This window comes from Acinetobacter higginsii (genome assembly GCF_000369525.1).
Classification (GTDB): Bacteria; Pseudomonadota; Gammaproteobacteria; order Pseudomonadales; family Moraxellaceae; genus Acinetobacter; species Acinetobacter higginsii.
In genome coordinates, this window is the sequence record NZ_KB850072.1 from 1528005 (window position 1) to 1549076 (window position 21072).

At 40.3% G+C, this 21072-nt stretch carries 23 protein-coding genes; 3 read left to right on the forward strand and 20 right to left on the reverse strand.

Going from position 1 to position 21072, the window contains the following annotated elements; all coding sequences use genetic code 11:
• Positions 1-16: 16 nt before the first annotated feature.
• From F902_RS13350 to F902_RS13365, 4 genes are read right to left on the reverse strand one after another with little or no spacing between them, the layout of a single operon-like run.
• Positions 17-565, reverse strand: a complete 549-nt coding sequence (locus tag F902_RS13350; protein WP_005204208.1) for a pilus assembly FimT family protein — start codon at positions 563-565, stop codon at positions 17-19.
• Between the two features lie 11 nt (positions 566-576).
• Positions 577-1185 (reverse strand): TetR/AcrR family transcriptional regulator, encoded by a 609-nt coding sequence (locus F902_RS13355; RefSeq protein WP_017401929.1) that lies wholly within the window; start codon positions 1183-1185, stop codon positions 577-579.
• 41 nt (positions 1186-1226) lie between these two features.
• The gene (locus F902_RS13360) at positions 1227-2000 is read right to left on the reverse strand and encodes a TatD family hydrolase (RefSeq protein WP_005204211.1); all 774 of its coding nucleotides are present in this window, start codon (positions 1998-2000) and stop codon (positions 1227-1229) included.
• Between the two features lie 24 nt (positions 2001-2024).
• Positions 2025-2369, reverse strand: coding sequence for a PilZ domain-containing protein (locus F902_RS13365; RefSeq protein WP_004806631.1), 345 nt, complete (start codon positions 2367-2369; stop codon positions 2025-2027).
• 336 nt (positions 2370-2705) lie between these two features.
• Between F902_RS13365 and F902_RS13370 the strand changes: the two genes are divergently transcribed.
• Positions 2706-3209 (forward strand): hypothetical protein, encoded by a 504-nt coding sequence (locus F902_RS13370; protein ID WP_005204213.1) that lies wholly within the window; start codon positions 2706-2708, stop codon positions 3207-3209.
• 54 nt (positions 3210-3263) lie between these two features.
• Here the strand turns inward: F902_RS13370 and F902_RS13375 are convergent, their stop codons facing one another.
• From F902_RS13375 to F902_RS13435, 13 genes are all read right to left on the reverse strand, one after another.
• Positions 3264-3773 (reverse strand): lipoprotein, encoded by a 510-nt coding sequence (locus F902_RS13375; protein ID WP_032811637.1) that lies wholly within the window; start codon positions 3771-3773, stop codon positions 3264-3266.
• 159 nt (positions 3774-3932) lie between these two features.
• Positions 3933-4238: a hypothetical protein gene (locus F902_RS13380; protein WP_004806625.1), complete on the reverse strand. Its 306-nt coding sequence runs from the start codon at positions 4236-4238 to the stop codon at positions 3933-3935.
• Positions 4239-4422: 184 nt separating this feature from the next.
• Positions 4423-5406, reverse strand: a complete 984-nt coding sequence (locus F902_RS13385) for a DNA polymerase III, delta' subunit (protein WP_005204216.1) — start codon at positions 5404-5406, stop codon at positions 4423-4425.
• A gap of 2 nt (positions 5407-5408) precedes the next feature.
• Positions 5409-6170 carry a 3-deoxy-manno-octulosonate cytidylyltransferase gene (gene kdsB / locus F902_RS13390; RefSeq protein ID WP_005204218.1) on the reverse strand — a complete coding sequence of 254 codons (762 nt, stop codon included), beginning with the start codon at positions 6168-6170 and terminating at the stop codon, positions 5409-5411.
• A gap of 9 nt (positions 6171-6179) precedes the next feature.
• Positions 6180-7187, reverse strand: a complete 1008-nt coding sequence (gene lpxK, locus F902_RS13395) for a tetraacyldisaccharide 4'-kinase (protein WP_005204220.1) — start codon at positions 7185-7187, stop codon at positions 6180-6182.
• A gap of 2 nt (positions 7188-7189) precedes the next feature.
• Positions 7190-8917, reverse strand: coding sequence for a lipid A export permease/ATP-binding protein MsbA (msbA, locus tag F902_RS13400; protein WP_005204222.1), 1728 nt, complete (start codon positions 8915-8917; stop codon positions 7190-7192).
• The gene (locus tag F902_RS13405; protein ID WP_004806616.1) at positions 8914-9342 is read right to left on the reverse strand and encodes an ExbD/TolR family protein; all 429 of its coding nucleotides are present in this window, start codon (positions 9340-9342) and stop codon (positions 8914-8916) included. The genes msbA and F902_RS13405 overlap by 4 nt, the downstream gene beginning before the upstream one ends.
• Positions 9343-9356: 14 nt before the next feature.
• Positions 9357-9986, reverse strand: coding sequence for a MotA/TolQ/ExbB proton channel family protein (locus F902_RS13410; protein WP_005204224.1), 630 nt, complete (start codon positions 9984-9986; stop codon positions 9357-9359).
• Positions 9987-10082: 96 nt separating this feature from the next.
• Positions 10083-10970, reverse strand: coding sequence for a ParB/RepB/Spo0J family partition protein (locus F902_RS13415; RefSeq protein ID WP_005204226.1), 888 nt, complete (start codon positions 10968-10970; stop codon positions 10083-10085).
• Positions 10967-11749 (reverse strand): ParA family protein, encoded by a 783-nt coding sequence (locus F902_RS13420; RefSeq protein ID WP_005204229.1) that lies wholly within the window; start codon positions 11747-11749, stop codon positions 10967-10969. The genes F902_RS13415 and F902_RS13420 overlap by 4 nt, the downstream gene beginning before the upstream one ends.
• A gap of 18 nt (positions 11750-11767) precedes the next feature.
• A complete protein-coding gene (gene rsmG / locus F902_RS13425) occupies positions 11768-12403 on the reverse strand; it encodes a 16S rRNA (guanine(527)-N(7))-methyltransferase RsmG (RefSeq protein WP_004806608.1) in 636 nt (211 codons plus the stop codon).
• Between the two features lie 174 nt (positions 12404-12577).
• On the reverse strand, positions 12578-13267 hold the full coding sequence (gene murU, locus F902_RS13430) for an N-acetylmuramate alpha-1-phosphate uridylyltransferase MurU (protein ID WP_005204230.1): 690 nt from the start codon (positions 13265-13267) through the stop codon (positions 12578-12580).
• A complete protein-coding gene (locus tag F902_RS13435; protein ID WP_005204232.1) occupies positions 13267-14280 on the reverse strand; it encodes an aminoglycoside phosphotransferase family protein in 1014 nt (337 codons plus the stop codon). Before F902_RS13435 ends, murU begins: the two co-directional genes overlap by 1 nt.
• Positions 14281-14398: 118 nt before the next feature.
• Between F902_RS13435 and F902_RS13440 the strand changes: the two genes are divergently transcribed.
• Together F902_RS13440 and F902_RS13445 are read left to right on the forward strand one after the other, a co-directional pair.
• On the forward strand, positions 14399-16873 hold the full coding sequence (locus F902_RS13440; RefSeq protein ID WP_005204234.1) for an LPS-assembly protein LptD: 2475 nt from the start codon (positions 14399-14401) through the stop codon (positions 16871-16873).
• On the forward strand, positions 16873-18186 hold the full coding sequence (locus F902_RS13445; RefSeq protein WP_005204235.1) for a peptidylprolyl isomerase: 1314 nt from the start codon (positions 16873-16875) through the stop codon (positions 18184-18186). The genes F902_RS13440 and F902_RS13445 overlap by 1 nt, the downstream gene beginning before the upstream one ends.
• 107 nt (positions 18187-18293) lie before the next feature.
• Here the strand turns inward: F902_RS13445 and fba are convergent, their stop codons facing one another.
• The 3 genes from fba to F902_RS13460 form a co-directional block, all read right to left on the reverse strand.
• The gene (gene fba, locus F902_RS13450) at positions 18294-19331 is read right to left on the reverse strand and encodes a class II fructose-bisphosphate aldolase (RefSeq protein ID WP_005204236.1); all 1038 of its coding nucleotides are present in this window, start codon (positions 19329-19331) and stop codon (positions 18294-18296) included.
• Between the two features lie 210 nt (positions 19332-19541).
• Complete coding sequence (gene rhlB / locus F902_RS13455) at positions 19542-20693, reverse strand: ATP-dependent RNA helicase RhlB (RefSeq protein ID WP_005204238.1); 1152 nt, start codon at positions 20691-20693, stop codon at positions 19542-19544.
• A gap of 109 nt (positions 20694-20802) precedes the next feature.
• Positions 20803-21015 (reverse strand): cold-shock protein, encoded by a 213-nt coding sequence (locus tag F902_RS13460; RefSeq protein ID WP_004653893.1) that lies wholly within the window; start codon positions 21013-21015, stop codon positions 20803-20805.
• Positions 21016-21072 lie beyond the last annotated feature (57 nt).

The window sequence follows — 21072 nt, forward strand, 5'->3', positions numbered from 1 at the left end:
GCGATTTCCCCAATATCTAACTTTCATCAATTTTACCCAAGTGATCTAACTGCAACTCATGGCCAATCGGTTTTTGCTCATAGTAGAACTGAATTCGAACTGGTTTCACTTCACCATTCCCAAACCAAATCAATTGAGGAGCTCTCCCCCCCAACAAGTCTTCATTTTTTGCTTTGTTATAAGTCGCTGTGTCCAAACTTTGGATACTGAAAGACACATGATCAGGTAATTGGCGAGTTTTAAATTCTTTATACAGTTGCCAAGTACGGTCTGCCTGCTGAATCTGCTCACGACTTTGATCATGGTATTCAAACAAGTTATAGCTAAACGGTGCAACATCTGTGGCATTCTGAGTATTTAGAGCAAAAACTTTGGCCTGATCTGTTGCTTCTTTATTTATTTTTTTAAGATCAAGAATAAACATTTCTCTGGCTTGCATGGCCCGGCGTTGATCGACCCCACCAATATTTAATACCACCAGAGATGCCATGATTGTCATAATGACAATCACCACCATGATCTCAATCAGGGTAAAGGCTTTTTGCGAATGCAGTGGCGATCTCATTATTGTTTCAACTATGGGAGAACAGGTTCGAGTAGCTTAGGTAATGCTAAAGCCTGCTCAATATAGGCAACGCGTAAGGTATCTCGAGAACCTAAATAGCGTTGATAGAAACTCGAATTCAATATAACCGCTGCACCGTATGTTAACGACCAAATTGATGCGAGATAATCACGTGTGGTCATCGTGCTATTGATACCCAATAAATAACTTTCAGTCATACGAATAATGATACGTAAGCGCTGTCGGCGTACTTTATACAACTCACTAAAAAGCAATTGAATGCCCTGGCCCGTTGTCGAAAGACGCTCTTCAATTTGGTGAAATAATGCTGTACGTTCTGGGTGATGTAAATGATGCAGCATAAAGAATGCTAAATGTTCAGGGAAAGCCTTTTCCGTATCCTGAATCATTTCCAATAACATACGCTCATTACGGATAATGAGCAGCATATACAATTCATCTTTACTTTGAAAATGCTTATATAGCGTACCTTTGGCAAGATCCAGCTCAGCTGCCAAGGCATCCAGCGTCATACCAGCTTCGCCATTTTCTAATAGGAGTTGCTCCGCGATTTGAAAAATTAATACTTCTCGTGCTCTAAACTGAGCCTGACGATCCATTTTCACGTAATAACTCTCTTTCCTAGTACATCAAAAACCGTTTATTTCAAATTTAAGAGATTCTCAAAATTTTGTGTTGTAATCATGCCAATCTCTTCAACCGATTTATCATATACATCACTTAATGCTTTTGCTACAAAAGGAACGTATTTCGGTTCATTGGTTTTACCACGATATGGCACAGGCGCTAAATAAGGGCTATCTGTTTCGATAAGCAAACGATCAAGTGGTACCTGCTTCGCAACATCACGTAAGTCTTGCGCATTTTTAAAAGAGACAATACCTGAAAAGGAAATATAATAGCCGCAATCTAATACAGCCTTTGCGGTTTCCCAGTCTTCAGTAAAACAATGCAAGATGCCATGTGTAGATTGTTCTGACCGAATGATATCTACCGTATCGTGTTTCGCTGCTCGGGTATGCACCACCACAGGCTTTTTAACAATTTTCGATGCTTCAATATGACGTGCAAAACAACGTTTTTGCTCAGCAACAAAATCAGTACTGTGGTAATAATCTAAACCCGTTTCTCCTAAGGCCCAGACTTTGTCTGACTGAGCGAGTTGCACCAGATAATCCGTTGTTGCACGTGCCATAATATGCTCGTCTTCACAAGGGTGCACACCCACTGAATAGCCTACATCCTGATGGCGAGCAGCAATTTCAGCCAATTTAACATGATCATCAAGATCAACTGAAATCCCCATGAACTTGGAAACACCTGCAAGTCGTGCTTGTTCAAGTGCTTGATCCAAATCCCCTTGATAAGGACTGAGATCTAACATGGTTAAATGGCAATGCGTATCAACAAACACTCGTTCTTCCTATTCTCTTTACAACTACATCGTATAGCTTGGACGATCCAAGCCTTTCATACCCGCCAATAATTTTTCAGCTTCGTTTTTATAATACACACCTTTTTCCCCCACAAGTTGGATCGCAAAGCCTTGTGGTTTAAAATGCGTCTGTTTATGCGAAATCCAGATCACTTTTCCAGTCAAAGGAATCTTTTGTGATTGCTCTGGCAAGGTTGCCAATACAAACACCTCTTGTCCCATTTTAACGGCTTGTTTCGTCGGTACGAACAAACCACCACCCACAACAAAAGGCATATAGCTGGATTGCAATGTGGTTTTATCTGGAATATTGACCTGTATAATTCCGCCCATCATTTGTGGTTGCATAACATTCCCCTGTCAAAAACGAATTCATCAAAACGTTAATAATTTTATACCATTGATAAATCTAAAAATATTACTAGCTATACATAATTTTAGAGAATTCTCATTGGTGACCGTCTAATAAAAAATCTATACTCGATTTATGAATTGATTATAGAAAACAATCGAACAAACAACAAATAATGTTTAAATAAAACCCGAACAAAGCAATCAATCTGCACTTTATTTAAACAAGCCATGCATTCTAGAAAGGATTGTTTAAAACTAGATGACAATTCACCAAAACTGAATGAATCGACTCGATTAAAACATAACAAGGCAGATCCAAAGGAATTTAGAATGAAAAGAATAAGTCTAATCATCGTGTGTAGTGCTTATTTATTGAGTCCATCCATGCTTTATGCGAAGATTTTGAACAAACAACCCAAATTCACCGACTATCCAGTGCAGATCTATACAGGACCCACTGCAAAATTAGACATGAGTGATGCTGATGCTCGTTTGTTTAGAACACGATTATCTGAAGGACTCAAACAAAAACCTGACTATGCTGGAGAATATGTCGCGGTTGGTTGGGGTTGTGGTGCTATGTGTTTCAGCCACACTTTAATCAGCAAAAGAACAGGAAAAATTCTTAAAGCATTCGGCGGTAAAACTGGAGAAAAATTAATTGATATCCAACCCAATAGCTTATTATTGGTCACTCATGGTTCCGTTCAAATGAATGGGAAGGATATCTATGCTAAAAAATTCTACCTCCTCAAAAATAATCAATTGAAACTGGTTTATCACACGCCTATTCCTGCAAAAAATGAAGATGATAACAATACGTTAAACCCATAAATACTTCAGATCGATAAAGATAGTAAGGCTTGCTTACTATCTCGATCAAAAATATTACTTTGTGGCTTTTACGATCTCAGCTTTATCAAATGAGAACCAACATTCACCTTGTGTTGCCCATTTCGATTCGGTGGTACCAAGCACCCCCGTCACGGTAATTCGATCACCGACTTTTAGGTTGCTAATTTTGTCTGTATTTACTTTTAAATCATCGCGAGTCAGGCCTTGCCCTTTACACTTGCTATTACTTGGATCTTTAAAAATAATCGCGATTTGGTTTTGAGAAATCACTTCACCAGTTTTGGTAATCCGAGTAATGATTCCCGGCACTTCAAGACGTTGAGCATCCCATTTCCGCTTTGCAGTAATTTCATTTTGTTGCCAATCTCTCCAGATTTCAGAAAGTGTTGCTTTCTTTGCGGGGCCTAAACCACGAAAGTCCCCACTCAGGATATCTCCAGTTTTATTTAAAATTCCATCCGTTGCAGACATTGCTGAATCCAATGTCTGACAAGCACTCAATGACAAAAAGCTTAAAGCGACCAAAAGTGTTTTTATGTGCATATCTAAATTCCCTAGCATACCTAGCAAAACGCCATGTGAAAAAATAACATATTTATTTGTATATGTGAATTTTTAACATCAAGCGTAATAGAAATTTTTCCCATAAAAAAAACCGCTCTTCCAAGCGGTTTTTTTACTGAGTATTCAATATATGCATGACTATTTTTCAGTACATTTATAATCAAAATCCAATGTGCTAATCATTTGGTCTGTATTTCTTGAAATCACGGAAATATTACTCACCCCAGCTTCAATATAAAACTTACCACTGAACTGACTCGCTACCACACCTTTGGCATGATTGAAAGAATAGCTATAGACACATTCATATGCTTGAGAACCTGCATTTGAAGCATTAATCGCAAATGAGGAGCCATTAATATTGGATACAAATTTCGGTTCAGCCATTGCAATATTAGGTATCATTGCAAATGATAAAGCAATCGCGATAAATGTTATTTTCATCTCTATATTCCTTATTTTTTAATATTATTGTGAAGTAACTCACATTTTATATACTTTTAATAAGGTTTGAAGAGCCTCGAACAATTTATATACAAACTTTACATAAACATGATAAAAACCCACCCTCCTGATTATTCCAGAGGGTTAAGCCTATAAATTTAATTAAAATATTTTTAAAATTTACTTAAGCAACATTCATCAATTGAATAAACAACTCATCCAATACCAGTTGGGTTTGTACATTTTGTTCAATCATTAACTTTTTTTGCTGTAAGTCAGAATAAATAGTAAAAAGTGCCTCTAAACTGTAGAACTCGACTAGTGATTTAAAGTCCAAATCATTATTCTTTAATGATTGATTCAATTTTAAACTAATCAGATCCCCTAAAAGATATTCAAACATGGTGATCAATTCAGAGAAATTTAATTCTTTAGACCACTTATTTGAATAGTTTAAAGGCATATTCTTTTCAGCAACTAATTTAAACCAATCACTCAAGAATAATGCACGCTTCTGTAACCACTCACTCTTTTCAATCTCAATAGCAGTCAAAGGCATATCATTAGCAAGACTCAACAATAATGAGATTTGTTCATTCGAGATTTCTGGAATTTGCTGCTGCACAAATGTTTGTGCATCCTGAATCGTCAAGCGATCTAAAGCGAAGTGCTGTAAGCGACTTCGAATGGTTGCAGGAAGTTTTAAGTAATGATCTGCAAGCAAGATCAATACAACCTTCTCACCAGGCTCTTCCAAGGTCTTGAGCAGTGCATTGGCTGAGGCGGTATTCAGTGCTTCGGCAGGCTCAATAACCACCACCCGCCAACCTTCTCCTGTTTGCTGAACAAACGGAAGTAGATCCCGAATTTTTTCAATTTTAATCTTTGCATTTTGCTTTTTATTGTCTTCATCCGTGGTGATATGCACATAGTTTGGATGCGTATCAGACTTCAACCATTGACAACTGGTACACTCACCACATGCCCGTTGTGCTTGCTTATTTAAACACAGCACCCAAGCCACAAATCGCTCTGCAAACTCTTTCTTGGCGCAACCTTTCTTTCCGTAAAATAAAAGACCATGCCCAAGTTCAGGGAACCGAGTTGTTAATAGTTCCCATGTCTGAGCATGCCAAGGATAAATCACTGTAGCTTGAGTATCGACCATAATTATTCAAATGCACTCAAAGGCAGAGTATTTAAACGGTCTAAATCTGCCTGAGTATCAACCCCCGGCGGTAAGTTGGCTTCAGCCACAGCAATAGCAATACGGTGACCATTTTCGAGTACACGGAGTTGCTCTAAACTTTCCAACTTTTCGAGATGACCTTGTTCCCAAGTGACATAATCTTGTAGTAATTTCACACGATAGGCATATAGACCTAAATGACGAAAAGCTTGATCATGCAATGTTGGTTCAGCCTGTTTCGCAGCATCACGATCATACGGAATGGTTGCTCGGCTAAAATACAGCGCCTCATTACGCTTACTCATCACCACTTTAACAATACTATCTCGCTGAAACTCATCCAACTGATGGATTGGTTCACACAACGTAGACATTGAACATTGCGGATTTTCAACTAAAAGCTGACTCACCTGCTGAACCAATTGTGCAGGCAACAAGGGCTCATCGCCTTGTACGTTGACAATAATATCATCTTGTGACCATCCTTTCCGACGTGCAACTTCGCTTAAACGGTCGGTGCCTGAAGGATGTTCTGCACGGGTCATCACCACATCAATCCCTTCCGCTCGACATACCTCTGCGATGCGCTCGTCATCCGTAGCCACACACAGATCATCAAAACCAGCAACTTTTTTGGCTTGGTCAACCACACGCAAAATCATTGGACGACCATGAATGAGTAATAAAGGTTTTGCTGGTAAACGAGAACTAGCAAAACGAGCTGGAATGACAATATGTTTCATGGTCGCTCTCTAAGAAAATTGAATACCGACGTGTTGTAACTGCTGTTTCAGCAAGTCATAACAATCGGATGATAAAACGGCCTCAACAGGAACCACCCAAATCGGCGTGTTAAATTCAGGATGTTGCTTTAATAAGGTTTTAAACTTTACGGCATCTTTTTCAGTGGTGATAATGGCTTCTTGGTTGTCGAAGCTTAAATCATCAATTTCATAATCATGATGATCTGGGAACTCATGCGCCTGATATTGCTGCACGCCTATCGTATTTAAGGTGTGATAAAAACGTTGTGGAAAGCCAATACCAACAACCGCATTAAAATATTGAGTGGCATCAAACCAATCCACTTCAACATTTGTATTTAAAAGGTATGGCTGGCCAACCGCCAAATGCATACTTCTTTGTGCTTGTGCGGTTTTGCTATGCTCAATGACAGTACTACCATTTAAGCGTGATTTAGGCTCACGTAGATAACCTTCTGGTAATAATTTTTCATTACCTAAACCTCGATTTTGATCGAGTACAATCCATTCAAGCTGACGTGCCAGAGCCCAATGTTGCAAACCATCATCACTAATAATGAGATCCAGTTGCTCATTTTCGAGTAACAATTCGATCGAAGCTTGTCGATTCGGCCCAACCGCCATTGGCACTTGGGTAGATTGGACAATAAGACAAGGTTCGTCACCTGCAGCATCGGGCTCAGATTGTTGAGTCACCAAAAGCGGAAATGGACCTTCGCCGCCATAACCTCGACTAATCACACCCACCCGAATCTGCTGTTGCTGTAAATATTTGACCAGCTGAATCAACAATGGTGTTTTACCACTCCCACCAACCGTAATATTACCAATCACCATGACAGGTACGGGTGCTGTATAAACGGGTTTAATTCCGTGTTTATACAAGGCTTGGTTAGCACAAAAACCAAATCGGTATAACCAAGACAGTGGGCGCAACACCACCAACCACGAAGCTTGTTCATTCCAAGCATCCTGTATTCGTTGCGCCATCGACATACTTAGTTTTCCTCAAAATTGCGTTGATGAAGCTGATAGTACATGCCATGTTTTGCCAGTAGCTCAGCATGGGTACCTTGCTCAATAATCTGACCTTTATCCATCACCACAATGACATCTGCATTTTCAACTGTAGATAAGCGGTGAGCAATCACGATAGTGGTACGACCTTGCATAGCTTCATCAAATGCTTGTTGGATGAAGTATTCAGATTCGTTATCCAAAGCACTGGTCGCTTCGTCTAAAATTAAAATTGGAGAGTCTTTTAAAATTGCTCTCGCAATCGCAATACGTTGACGCTGGCCACCTGATAGGTTTAAGCCTTGGGCACCTAGAATCGTGTCATAGCCTTGAGGCAAGTTCATAATAAAGTCATGTGCATAAGCAGCTTTAGCAGCGGCAATCACTTGCTCATCACTTGAGTCTTGTAACTGACCATAAGCAATGTTATCGCGTACTGAACGATTAAATAACACCACTTGCTGATTCACGGTTGCAATTTGTGAGCGCAGATAAGCTAACTCAATCTCTTGAACAGGAATACCATCAAAATAGATTTGCCCTTCGCTTAACTCTTGAAAGCGTGGCAGCATGTTGACCAATGAGGTTTTCCCAGCCCCCGAACGTCCAACCAGTGCAACAGTTTGACCAGCCTTAATATCCAAAGAGAAGTCTTTAATCGCATGCGTACCATCATCATAACGCAGGTTGGCATGATCAAATTGAATATTACCTTTCAATGCAGGCTTAAGTTGACCATTATTGACTTCTTCAGGCATATCCAATAATTCAAAGACCGAATGTGCTGCTGCCAACCCACGTTGTAGTTTTTCATTGATATCAGTCAGGTTCTTCACTGGCTTAGAAATCAAGCCCGCTGCGGTAATGAATGAAATAAACTCACCCGCTGAGGTATCTCCAAATACTTGTGGGCGCAACGCCAGCCAAAGAATGATTGCCATCGCCATTGATAATAACAGCTGAATAATTGGGCTGTTAATATTTTGTACCACCACCATTTTCAAACCACGGCGTAAGTTTTCTTCTGAGGACTTATAAAAACGTTTTTGTTCAAACGCCTCACCCGTAAAACTCTTCACAACCGAGTTAGCGGTAATGGTTTCTTGAACCACATGGTTCACATCACCCATGGTATTTTGGACTTGGATCGAAAGTTTCCGCATTTTCTTCGATGCGATTCTGACCAATACCCCAATAAATGGCATGAAAACCACGATACAAAGGGTTAAACGCCAGTTGGTATAAAGCAGATAGCTTAATAGACCAATAACAATCAAACCATCTTTGATCAGGGTCTGCAAAGATTCAGAAGAAGCAGCTGTTAACTGCTCTACGTTATACATCAACTTGGCACTGATATGACCCGCACTGTTATCAAGATAGTATTGCGCTGGGAGTCTTAACAATTTTGCATAGACTTCCTGACGGATACTAAACACCAAACTACGCGAAATAACAGCGGAAAAATATCCACCAAGGAATAGACCAACACCACGGAAAAACATCAGTAAAACAATCAGCGCTGGAAACCAATCTAAGTTTGTACGACTGCCTTCTTGGATGGCATCAATAATGTATTTCAGCAACTTTGCGACAGAAACCTCCGTCGCCGCGTTGATTCCAAAGCCAAGTAAGACTAATAAGGCAACGCCCCAATAAGATTTTAAATACGATATTAAACGGACATATACCTTAAAATCCTGATTCACTCAGTAAAACCTCTCGTTGGAACTTTAGTGCTGATATTGACGTTAACAAAACCGAGTTGACCTGCAACATCCATCACACGAATTACGTCTTGATGCGCAGCTTTGGCATCAGCCGCAATAATAAACATAAAATCACGACGATCTTGTGCAACCTGCTTAATTGCCGTGCTTAAATCCGCAATATCTTTACTTGATAACGCTTGACCATTCACAGAATAGTGCCCTGTGGAGTCTACCATGATTTCAATTTTGTGATCGAATTGTTTAGGTGGAACACCCTGCGCATCTGGCAATGTCAGGTTGATACGACTTTGTTGACTAAATGTCGTCGATAATAATAAAAACACCAAAATAAATAACATACAGTCAATCATTGGTGTCAAATTGATATGAATATCTTCAACTTGAGAGCGCTTAAACTTCATACGAGCACCTCGGCTTAGCTTGCACGACGGTGTTCTTGGACATGTGCTGTTTTTTTATAAAAAAGCGCAGCATGAAACAAAGTCGATTGTTGCTCTAATTCAGCAATATATTCATGCACAACTCGCTGGAAATAGCGATAAGCAATCATTGCAGGAATCGCAATCAACATCCCGACAGCGGTTGTAATCAAGGCTTTAGAAATACCGGGCATCATCATACTAGCATTACCAGCAGAGCCAACATCAATCACCAAAAATGATTCAATAATCCCGAGGACCGTTCCAAGCAAGCCTAATAAAGGTGCAATTGCACTCAGAGTGCCTAAGAAATTGATATTTTTTTCGAGATGACTGATTTCTTGTGAAGCCGTTGCTTCCATCTGAGCACGCGCAAACTGTTCGCCTTGATCTTGATGTTCATAACCCGCTTTTAAAATACGACCTAGTGGGCTTTTTGCTGCATCATCTTGTTGTAAACGAGCAATCACCGATTCAACATCCGAACCATTAACAAGCAACGCCTGCGGCAAAACTTGTGACCGTTTTAAACGAATATATCGTTCAAGTGTAATCGCAACCGTAAAAATTGATGAGAGAATGAGGGGCAGCATTAACCAACCACCCGCTTTCACAAGTTCCCACATATTATTCCCCAATAATATTTAAACTATAAAAGGATAGATTCGGATTCATTAATCACTCAATAACCTCGAAAGCGACTAACAAATCCACCCTTAATATTAGTTAGGTAAACAAATATTGAGGATTCCATCCAACTCATCCAATGAGTGGTAATGAATGACCATTTTCCCTTTACCTTTTTGGTTATGGTCAATTTTCACATTTGCTCCGAAACGCTCTGAAAGTTTCTGAGTCAATTGTTCAATATCTGGAGAAATTTGGGCCTTTTCCTTTTCAGGCTTTGGTTCACTCCACTCACGAACTAACTGTTCAGTCTGACGTACTGACAAACCTTTTTCAATCACGATTTGCGCAACTGCAATTTGATCTTTGGGCTTCAAAGTCAGAATTGCACGGGCATGTCCCATATCAATCTGACCTTGTTGTATTAGGTCTTTAATCGGATCAGCTAAGCTCAACAAGCGCAACAGATTACTCACTGTTGTACGCGCCTTACCCACCGTATCTGCAATTTCTTGATGACTTAAACCAAATTCATCATGAAAGCGCTGTAAAGCGACTGCTTGATCAATCGGGTTTAAATCTTGACGTTGAATGTTTTCAATTAGAGCCAAGGCAATTGCGACTTGATCATTTAAGTCACGCACAATCGCAGGAATTTCAGTCAAACCTGCTAATTGGGCAGCACGCCAGCGACGTTCGCCCGCAATAATTTCGTAAGGATGTTGCTCATCATCCACAGGACGGATCACAATCGGTTGCATCACACCATGTTTTTCAATTGATGCTGCAAGCTCTTGTAAATCTTGTTCTTGGATAAAACGACGTGGTTGGTATTCACCACGTTTCAATAAATTGACATCAATTTGCTTGAGTTGACCATGATCCAAGGCTTGTGCTTCAAGTTGCAATTTCTCTTTTTGAATTGAACCCAATAGCGCATCTAAACCACGACCTTTAGCCAATCCGCGTTTTTTGATGCTCATACAGCACTTCCTTTTTTCACTTTACTTTTCTTCAACATTTCTGCGGCTAAGTTCAAATATGCAATCGCACCTTTGGAACTTTTCTCGAAATAAATCACAGGTAAACCATGGGCTGGCGCTTCTGCTAGACGGATATTTCGAGGAATTACCGTTTCATATAACTTTTTACCAAAATATTGCTCTAATTCAGCAGACACATCGCGGGTCAACGCATTACGAGCATCATACATGGTACGTAATACCCCAACGATTTCCAAGTTTGGATTAAGGGCTTTTTGTATACGATCAATGGTCTGTGTAAGATCAGCCAAACCTTCCAAAGCATAGTATTCACATTGCATTGGAATAATCACACCATTTACGGCAGCCAAGGCATTCACCGTGATCAGGCTTAAGCTTGGTGCACAATCGACAATAATATAATCAAATGCAGAATCAACTTCTTGCAGTGCATTTTTAAGAATGAACTCTCGCCCTTCCTGTTCTGCAATGGCAAGTTCTACACCCGCAAGTTCACGGTTTGCACCTAAAACCTTATAACCCACTTCAGCTTTTTGAATCGCCGTTTCAATCGGCACTTCACCCAATAACACATCTGTGACTGAATAAAGTAAATCATTCTTTTGAATACCAGACCCCATGGTGGCATTCCCTTGTGAGTCCATATCGACCAACAAGACACGTTTTTTCAAGATCGCCAAAGAGGCAGCAAGATTGACTGCTGTCGTGGTTTTTCCCACACCACCTTTTTGGTTTGCAATCGCAATAATTTGAGCCATGACTACCCTTAATATTTTTTATTGAATACGTTGAAGTAAAAGTAAATGACGCTGTTCATCCAATCTTGGCACACGCAGTTCAATGATCTTACATGAATACTGATCTTTCATCTGCTCAACTTCATCCTCTGGGATTAAGCCTTTCATTGCAGCAATGATACTTTGTTCATGCATATATGGTTGTGCTGCATCTACAAAATCGGTCAATGAAGCAAATGCTCGACTTGTAATGACATCAAACTGACCAAGTTCTCCAATGCTGTCTTCATTTTCAACACGAGTTTGGACTGCAATTACATTTTTCAGTTTTAAGTCTGCAATAAATTGCTTCAGGAAACGAATCTTTTTCCCATTCGAATCTAATAGTACACAAGAACGTTCTGGTTGGCATAATGCAATGATCATGCCCGGCATACCACCGCCCGTACCCACATCTAACAAACGGCCTTGAGGCAAATCATTTAAGATACTTAAACTATCTAATAAATGTTTAACCAGCATTTCTTTCGGCTCGCGGATCGCCGTTAAATTGTATGCCTTATTCCATAGCACTAGCGCATCTTGATATTTCAATAAGAGTGTTAGGGCTTCTTCACTTAGGTTAAGACCTAAAGCTTGGCTACCTTGCTTTAATTCTTGAAAAAAAGGATGCATAACAGTGCGACATCTCGATAAACTTGCTGTGCAGTATACCGATTTCTGATACAAGGCACAGCAGGACTTGTTGAACGATTATGCAGTTAATCATTTACAAGCATGATAAACTGCACAATCCTTTAAGTTTTTGTCTTTTCTTATGCAAAGCACAGATAGACAAAGCATTTTTTATTATGCAAACGCGCCCTGCTTGATTTGTTGATCAAGCTGCTCCAAACGCTCAGGTGTACCAACATCCACCCAAATTCCTTGCAACTTTTCAGCCGAAACTTGCTGCTGCTGCATGGCTTGTTTCAATAATGGTGCTAAAGGTCGTTTGCCATTTTCCAAACCTGCAAACATCTGTGGTGCAAAAACAGCAACACCACTATAAGTTAAGGCTTCACCCAATTGCTCTTGCTCAAAAGTGTAAGCTAAATCATTCGCTAGGATAAAGTCACCTTTTAAGTGCTGAGGTGGATTTTCAACCAAGACTAAATGTACTTGTTTATCTTCCAACTGAACATTCAACAATGAAGAAAAATCCATTGTGGTCCAGACATCACCATTGACCAAAATAAAAGGTTCATCACCCAACAATGGCAAAGCATTAATAATGCCGCCTGCTGTTTCCAAGCCTTCACCTTCGTGTGACCATAAAATAGTTACACCAAATTGAGAGCCATCACCTAAAGCAGCAGCAAGTTTTTCACCCAACCAAGCAGTATTAATGACAATCTCGGTGACGCCGATTTTTTGCAACTTCTCAATATGCCAAACAATCAGTGGCTTACCACCGACTTCCAGTAAAGGTTTTGGCGTATGCAAGGTCAATGGTCGCATACGATTACCAAGACCAGCCGCAAGAATCATTGCTTTCATTATGCTGCAACCTCGTAATCACCATATTTTTCAATAAACTTCGGCATTACGATGTCACGAATGAACTGCATAAAGTCGTTCAGTTCATCATAACCTTGGCTTTCTTCAAGCAAATACCACATCACGCGCGGTAAATCTTTTAAATAACCTGATTTGCCATCACGTTCAAATAGACGCACAAAGATACCCAAGATTTTCAGATGACGTTGGATCGCCATCAGATCAGCATCTCGTTTGAACTGCTCAAAACTACGATTTTCTTTCGCTGCTGCTGGCAATAAGTTATAGAACACTTCAAACCATTCGTAGACACGCTCAGCATTCCACTGCACATAAGCATCACGCGTAATCGAGATGAGATCGTAGGTATCAGCACCGATCACTGCATCTTGGAAGTCAATTACACCAAGCTCTTGCTCATCTTCGATTTTCATCAAATTACGACTATGGAAGTCACGATGTACAATCACTTGCGGTTGATTAGTCGCCTCGATCGCAAGGAAATCAAATGCCTGCTCAATCGTTTCCAACTGCTGCTCCGTCGGCTGAATGTTTAATGATGGCAACATCCACTCTGTCAACAGACGCATTTCCGTCATTAACTTTTCATAAGAATACGCAGGTAATTGTGCATTACCATTGATCTGCTGTAATTCAATCAACTGCTTAAAACTTTGTGCATAGTACTGATCGACTGTTTGATCATTGAGTAATGTCGATAAAACAACATCACCAAAATCCTCAAGCAGTAATAAACCCAAGGTTAAGTCTTTCGCAACAATATGCGGAACACGCACACCATTTTTATCAAAAAACTCATCAATGCTGACAAATGGCGCACAATCTTCTTTTTCAGGAGGCGCATCCATGAGCATATATGTTTTGTTTTGTATCGTAATTCGCGCATAGCGGCGAAAGCTTGCATCTCCTGCTAAAAAATTGATCTCAAATTGATCAGATTGGAGAGTGGCTTGAAGCCAAGTTTGTATCAATTGTTCACGTTGTGTATTCATTTGCAATAAAATCTAAAACTAGCTGAGATTTTGAAAGCTTAAGTGTAGCCACTTATCAACTTTTTCTCTATGATGCGACAATAATTAATTGTGAATTAGCGTATTGGTTAATGAGACAATGAAACATCAGTTTAAATTTAATCCTTTAGCAACAGCTATTTTGACACTCTTGTGCGGCGGCTCGATTCAATCAGGTTTCGCGGCGCAAGCTGATGCTGTCTCTACGCTTGACAATAAACAGCTCAAAGCTGCCATTCGACAGAATCAAGAACAGCAAAACCAAGAAAGTTATCCTGGGGAAAGTTTTTTCCAGCAATATTATGTAGATAAATCTGCACCAGAAGCGCAATTACGTGACAATCATTATTTAAGCTCTTCATTTTGCCAAGGGACTTGGGTCACCCCAATCAACCCTGAAACAAAAGCTGGTAATGCAAATACGACCACTTCTGTGCTCACCGCTGATTATGGACATTACAACCCGACAGGTGATTCTGTTTTACAAGGCAATGTAGTCATTGATCAAGAAGGCCGAACCATTCGTGCCGATCAAGTTACAATTGATTCGACACAAACATTTGCCAATGCCGAAGGTCGTGTTCAAGTTGCTCAATCAGGATTACTTACCCAAAGTGATGCGATTAACTATAATTTAAAAACCCAAACTGGTGATTTAAACAATAGTTTCTATATCTCTGAACAACAGCATGCGCATGGCCATGCCAGTCAAATAAAACGGGAAAATCAGAATTTAGTCATTTTTAAGGACGCGAGCTATACCGCTTGTCCCCCCGAGCAAAAACCTGCATGGAAAATTCAGGCCAAAGAAATTGAGCTAAACCAAGATACAGGTCGCGGTGTAACCCGCGGCACCAAGCTTTATGTCAAAGATGTACCTATACTTGCAGTTCCATATTTCAACTTTCCGATTGATGACCGACGCACTACGGGTTTATTGAGTCCAAATTTTGGCTATAGCAATGATGGTGGTGCGCAGCTAATCACGCCTGTTTATCTCAATCTTGCGCCAAACTATGATCTCACACTCACCCCGATCTACATGAGCAAACGTGGCCCGAAATTAGATGCTGACTTCCGCTATATGACCGAAAACTTTGGTGCGGGTCGTATTTGGGGGGGCTATATCGCCAAAGATGATCAATATGGCGGCGAAGCACGTGATGACCTTCATTTTGTTCATAATTGGAAAATCGATAATCAATGGTCGACCAATTTAGAATATAACTACGCATCAGATAAAGATTACTTCGCAGACTTCAATAATAATCCGAACGCACGAACCGATCTAAACTTACGTCGTGCTTGGGAACTGAATTACCAAAATGGAATTCCAGGTCTTAAAGCTCAGTTAAAGGTTGAAGATTTCCAAACCTTAGACAAAACCATTAAAGATGTCGATAGACCATACGCTCGACTTCCACAATTCTTACTAAACTACGTGACCGGTGATCCACAAGGTCTACAATACGAGTTTAATAACGATACCGCTTATTTCAAAAAGTCTGTAGATGATGGATCTGCACTAGAGTCAAGTGGTACGCGTATTTACAACCAGTTTGCAGTTCGTTACAACTATTTAACCCCTTCTTGGTTCTATGTCGTCCCAGAAGTCTCTGTACGCAGTATTAACACCTTCTACGATCAAGACTCAAAAGAAGGCCGTGGACTGTCCGCTTCTGATGATTTAGAGAAATCAGTTGTTGTTCCCCAATTCACTCTTGCCACAGGCTTAACGTTCGAGAAAGAAGGTAAATATTTACAAAGTATTTCTCCTCGTGCTTTTTATGCGTACTCACCTTATAAGAATCAAGATGATCATCCAAACTTTGATTCGACTACAGCGTCGATCAACTATGATCAGTTGTTCAACCCATATCGCTTCTATGGGCATGACCGTCTAGATGACAATAACTTCTTGTCGCTCGGTGTGACTTATAGCTTGCTGGATACTGAAGGCCTAGAGCGCATTAAAGCAAGCATTGGTCAAAGTTATTACTTTAGTGACCGTCGTGTCAGTCTAAATGAAAAACTCGATGAATTTGACACCCAAACACGTACCGGTCCCATCATTAGCTTATCCAGCCAACTGAATCAGAACGTTACCATTAGCTCTAACTCTGCATGGATGTCGAATGGCGAAAATGCACAGCGCGATTTCCAAGCTTACTATACGGGTGACAAAGGTAATCTTTACAACTTAGGCTATTTTTACCGTAAAGATATCCCAGATCGACAAGATTCTTATGACCAAGTTGTTGCATCCTTTATACAACCTGTAAAAGACAATTGGCGTATTATGGGTCATGCTCAATACGACATTGATAATAATGTGATGCGTGAATATTTACTTGGTGTAAATTACGAGTCATGTTGTTGGGCTGTCTCAGTTTATGGTCGTTCTTACTACAATGATCTGGATGATCCAAACACCCCAGGCGTTCGTAAAAAGAATGCTGTTATGGCTGAATTCACCCTAAAAGGTCTCGGTGCTTTAAACAATAAGCTTGCTTCTCTCCTAGAAAACAGAGTTTTAGGTTTCAACAAAATTAATCAATCTTGGACACAACGTTAATGAAGATAAAACCTTTTCAACATATCTTTAAAGCAACTGTTCTCGCTGCCCTAATTTCTTCATCAATGCAAAGCTTTGCACAGCCTACGGATGAGGTTGTTGCCATTGTAGATAGTAGTGTCATTCTAAAAAGTGATTTAGAACAAGGGATTGCTGAAACAGAACACCAGTTGAAAGCACAAAACAAAACTGTTCCTCCACAACAGTATTTACAAATGCAAGTGCTTGATCAACTCATCATTCGCCAAGCTCAATTAGAGCAAGTGAAGCGTTATGGCATTAAGCCTGATGAAAAGAGCTTAAATGCTGCCGTACTAAAAGTCGCAAATCAATCAGGTGCAAATACTCTTGAAGCATTTCAACAAAAGTTAGATGCAATTGCACCGGGTACATATGAAAACTTGCGCAACCGTGTCGCAGAAGATTTAGCCATTGGTCGTTTACGTCAGCAACAAGTGATGTCACGTATTAAAATCAGTGATCATGATGTTGAAAACTTCCTTAAATCACCAGAAGGTCAAGCTGCGCTAGGTACTCAAGTCCATGTAATTCACATGCGCATTTCGGGTGAAAATAACAATGAAGTACAGCAAGTCGCGCAACAGGTAAAACAATCTCTCACAACAAGTGATGACACCAAATCGATTAGCTCTAAGCTATCAACAACTTCAGTGAAAGTCGATGGTGCTGACATGGGTTTCCGCTCATTATCAGAAATCCCAACGGAACTCTCAGCACGTATTGCCCCACTTCAAGTTGGACAAACCACCGAGTTAATCAATGTTCGTGATGGTGTGCATGTATTAAAGCTACTTGAACGTAAGCAAAACGAACAAAAAGCACTAGTCTCTCAATACCAGACACGCCATATCCTGATCCAACCCTCTGAAGTTGTAAGCATAGATCGCGCTAAGCAAATGATCGATAGCCTATACAACCGTGCTAAGGCGGGTGAAGATTTCGCAACACTTGCTGCAACCTACTCAAATGACACAGGTTCAGCACGGGATGGTGGTAGCTTAGGTTGGGTAAGTCCAGGCGTAATGGTACCTGAATTTGAAAAGGTGATGAAAGAAACACCTGTTGGGCAAATCAGCAAGCCATTCCAAAGTCAATTCGGCTGGCATATTTTACAAGTCATGGATACTCGTGAACAGGATATGACCAAAGAAGTTCAGGAACGTATGGCACGCCAGATCTTAGGTGAACGTCAGTTCGATACCGAAGTTGATAGCTGGATGCGTGAACTTCGTGCGAATGCCTACGTTGAAATCAAAGATGCAAGCTTAGACTCAAAAGCACAGCAAAAATAAATATGCAGAATAAAAATGCCAGCAATTCGCTGGCATTTTTTATTTAAAAAATTAATCAATTAAAAAAATAGCGGCAATTGCCGCTATTTTTCCATATTACAAATTGATTATTTGTAACGATCAACCATTTTCTCTAAAGAAATTGGACGAATCTTATCTGCATTACCAGATGTACCAAATGAATTATAACGATCCACACAGATTTGCTTCATTGCTTCAACTGTTTCACCAAAGAATTTACGCGGGTCAAATTCACTTGGTTTTTCAGCCATCATACGACGCATTGCGCCAGTAGAAGCCAAACGTAGATCGGTATCAATATTAATCTTTCGTACACCGTGCTTAATCGCTTCTACAAGCTGATCTACAGGTACACCATAAGTTTCTTTAATATCGCCACCATACTGGTTAATCACCGCCAACCACTCTTGCGGTACTGAGCTTGAACCATGCATTACAAGATGCGTATTTGGTAACGCAGCATGAATTTCTTTAATGCGATCAATAGCCAAGATATCGCCTGTAGGTGGACGTGTAAACTTGTACGCACCGTGCGAAGTACCGACAGCAATCGCCAAAGCATCAACATTGGTATCCGCAACAAACTGAGTTGCTTCTTCAACTGAAGTTAACAGCTGAGAGTGGTCAAGTACGCCTTCTGCGCCCACACCATCTTCTTCACCCGCCAGACCAGTTTCAAGGCTACCCAAGCAACCAATCTCACCTTCAACTGAAACGCCACACGCATGTGCCATCGCTACAACACGACGAGTTACATCAACATTGTAATCATAGGTTGTAGGCGTTTTACCGTCCGCACCCAATGAACCATCCATCATCACTGAGCTAAAACCCAATTGGATTGAACGTTGGCAAACATCAGGACTTGTACCATGATCTTGATGCATTACCACTGGAATATGTGGCCACTCTTCAATCGCAGCTAAAATAAGATGACGTAAGAATGGTGCACCCGCATATTTACGCGCACCAGCCGAAGCTTGCACGATAACAGGTGAATTCGTTGCATCTGCAGCGAGCATGATTGCGCGCATTTGTTCTAAATTGTTTACGTTAAACGCTGGTACGCCGTAGTTATGTTCTGCAGCGTGATCCAAGAGCTGGCGCATTGAAATTAGAGCCATAATATCCTCCCAGGTAATGCGCCATATTCTACATGCTGATCTATTTCAATTCAGCAAATAATCACAGTAATTATAAAAAAATCTTTAATCTTTTGTGTAATTTGAGTTGTTATTCTGACTAAATAATCAAAAAGGCCAAATCACAGTATGATTTGGCCTTTTGCTTAAAAGATATTGCGCTTAAATACATCCAATAAAATGGATCAAGACTTAGCAATAACCCTCTAAACGCGTTAATGGTAATTTTTTACCAATCGCTTTTTCAATTTCTGGCAAATAGAATGCATCATCTTCCGACAGGAAACTGATACTCACACCCTGCGCGCCAGCACGCCCTGTACGACCAATACGATGTACATAGTCATCAGACTGTTCAGGCAAAGTAAAGTTAATCACATGCGAAACACCATCCACATGAATACCGCGACCAGCAACATCAGTTGCGATCATAATATTGTTCTTGCCTTGTTTGAATTGGTCTAGCATTTTTAAACGCTTATCTTGTGCAATTTCACCAGATAACATACCAACTTTATAACCATCACGTTTCAAATGGTCATACAAACGGCGTACCTGATCTCGACGATTTGCAAAGATCATGACTTTATCAATTGGCTCTTCACGCAAAATATCTTGCAATAACTTGTATTTATCTTGTTTAGCAACCACATACACACGTTGCTCAACGTCGTTATTGGTTTTTTGCTCAGGTTCAATTTCTACCGTTACAGGCTCGAACAACCATTGACGTGCCAAATTAAGAACATCATAGCTAAATGTTGCAGAGAACATTAAAGTTTGACGCTGCTCTTTAAATGGTGAATAACGAACAATTCGTTTAACCGATGGAATAAAGCCCATATCCAACAAACGATCTGCTTCATCAATCACCAGAAATTCAATTTTATCCAACCAAACTTCTTTTTGCTCCACAAAATCGATCAAACGTCCTGGTGTTGCAACAATGATATCAACAAAGTTTCGATCCAACATTTTCTTTTGTTTTTCAAAATCTACGCCGCCCAATAAGGTCACAAGATGTAGATTTGAAAACTTGGTTAATGCTTGCGCATCACTTTCAATCTGTAATGCCAACTCTCGTGTCGGCGCTAGAATTAACGCACGTGGCTCACCACGGAATCGTTGCTCTTGAACTGGATTATTGAGTAGATCATTGATCACACTAACCAAAAAGGCAGCTGTTTTTCCTGTGCCTGTTTGTGCTCGACCAATAGCATCATGCCCTGCTAATGTATATTTTAAAACCTTTTGCTGAATTGGGGTCATTTGTGTAAAACCCAAAGCATCAATCGCTTTCTTCAACTGCGGATGTAAATTTAAGGTTTCAAAACCAGATGTCATATATGCTCTCGAACCATCAACGACCAAAAGAAAGTCATTATTATAAACCATAAAAAATAAAAACGCCCCAATAAGATTGGGGCGTTTTTTATTGCGTTAAGGCAACAAATTAGTCTAAAGGCTGAACGTTTTCAGCCTGGAAACCTTTTTGTCCTTGAACAACACTGAATTCTACGCGTTGACCGTCACGTAAAGAACGGTGGCCATCACCCATAATTGCGCGGAAATGAACAAATACGTCATCACCACCATTACGCTGAATAAAACCAAAGCCTTTAGTGTCGTTAAACCACTTTACTACGCCTTGTTCACGAGCTGTCATAAGTCAATCCTCAGATATTGAAAGATAAGGACCTTCCGGTGTTGCAAACAGCAGAGC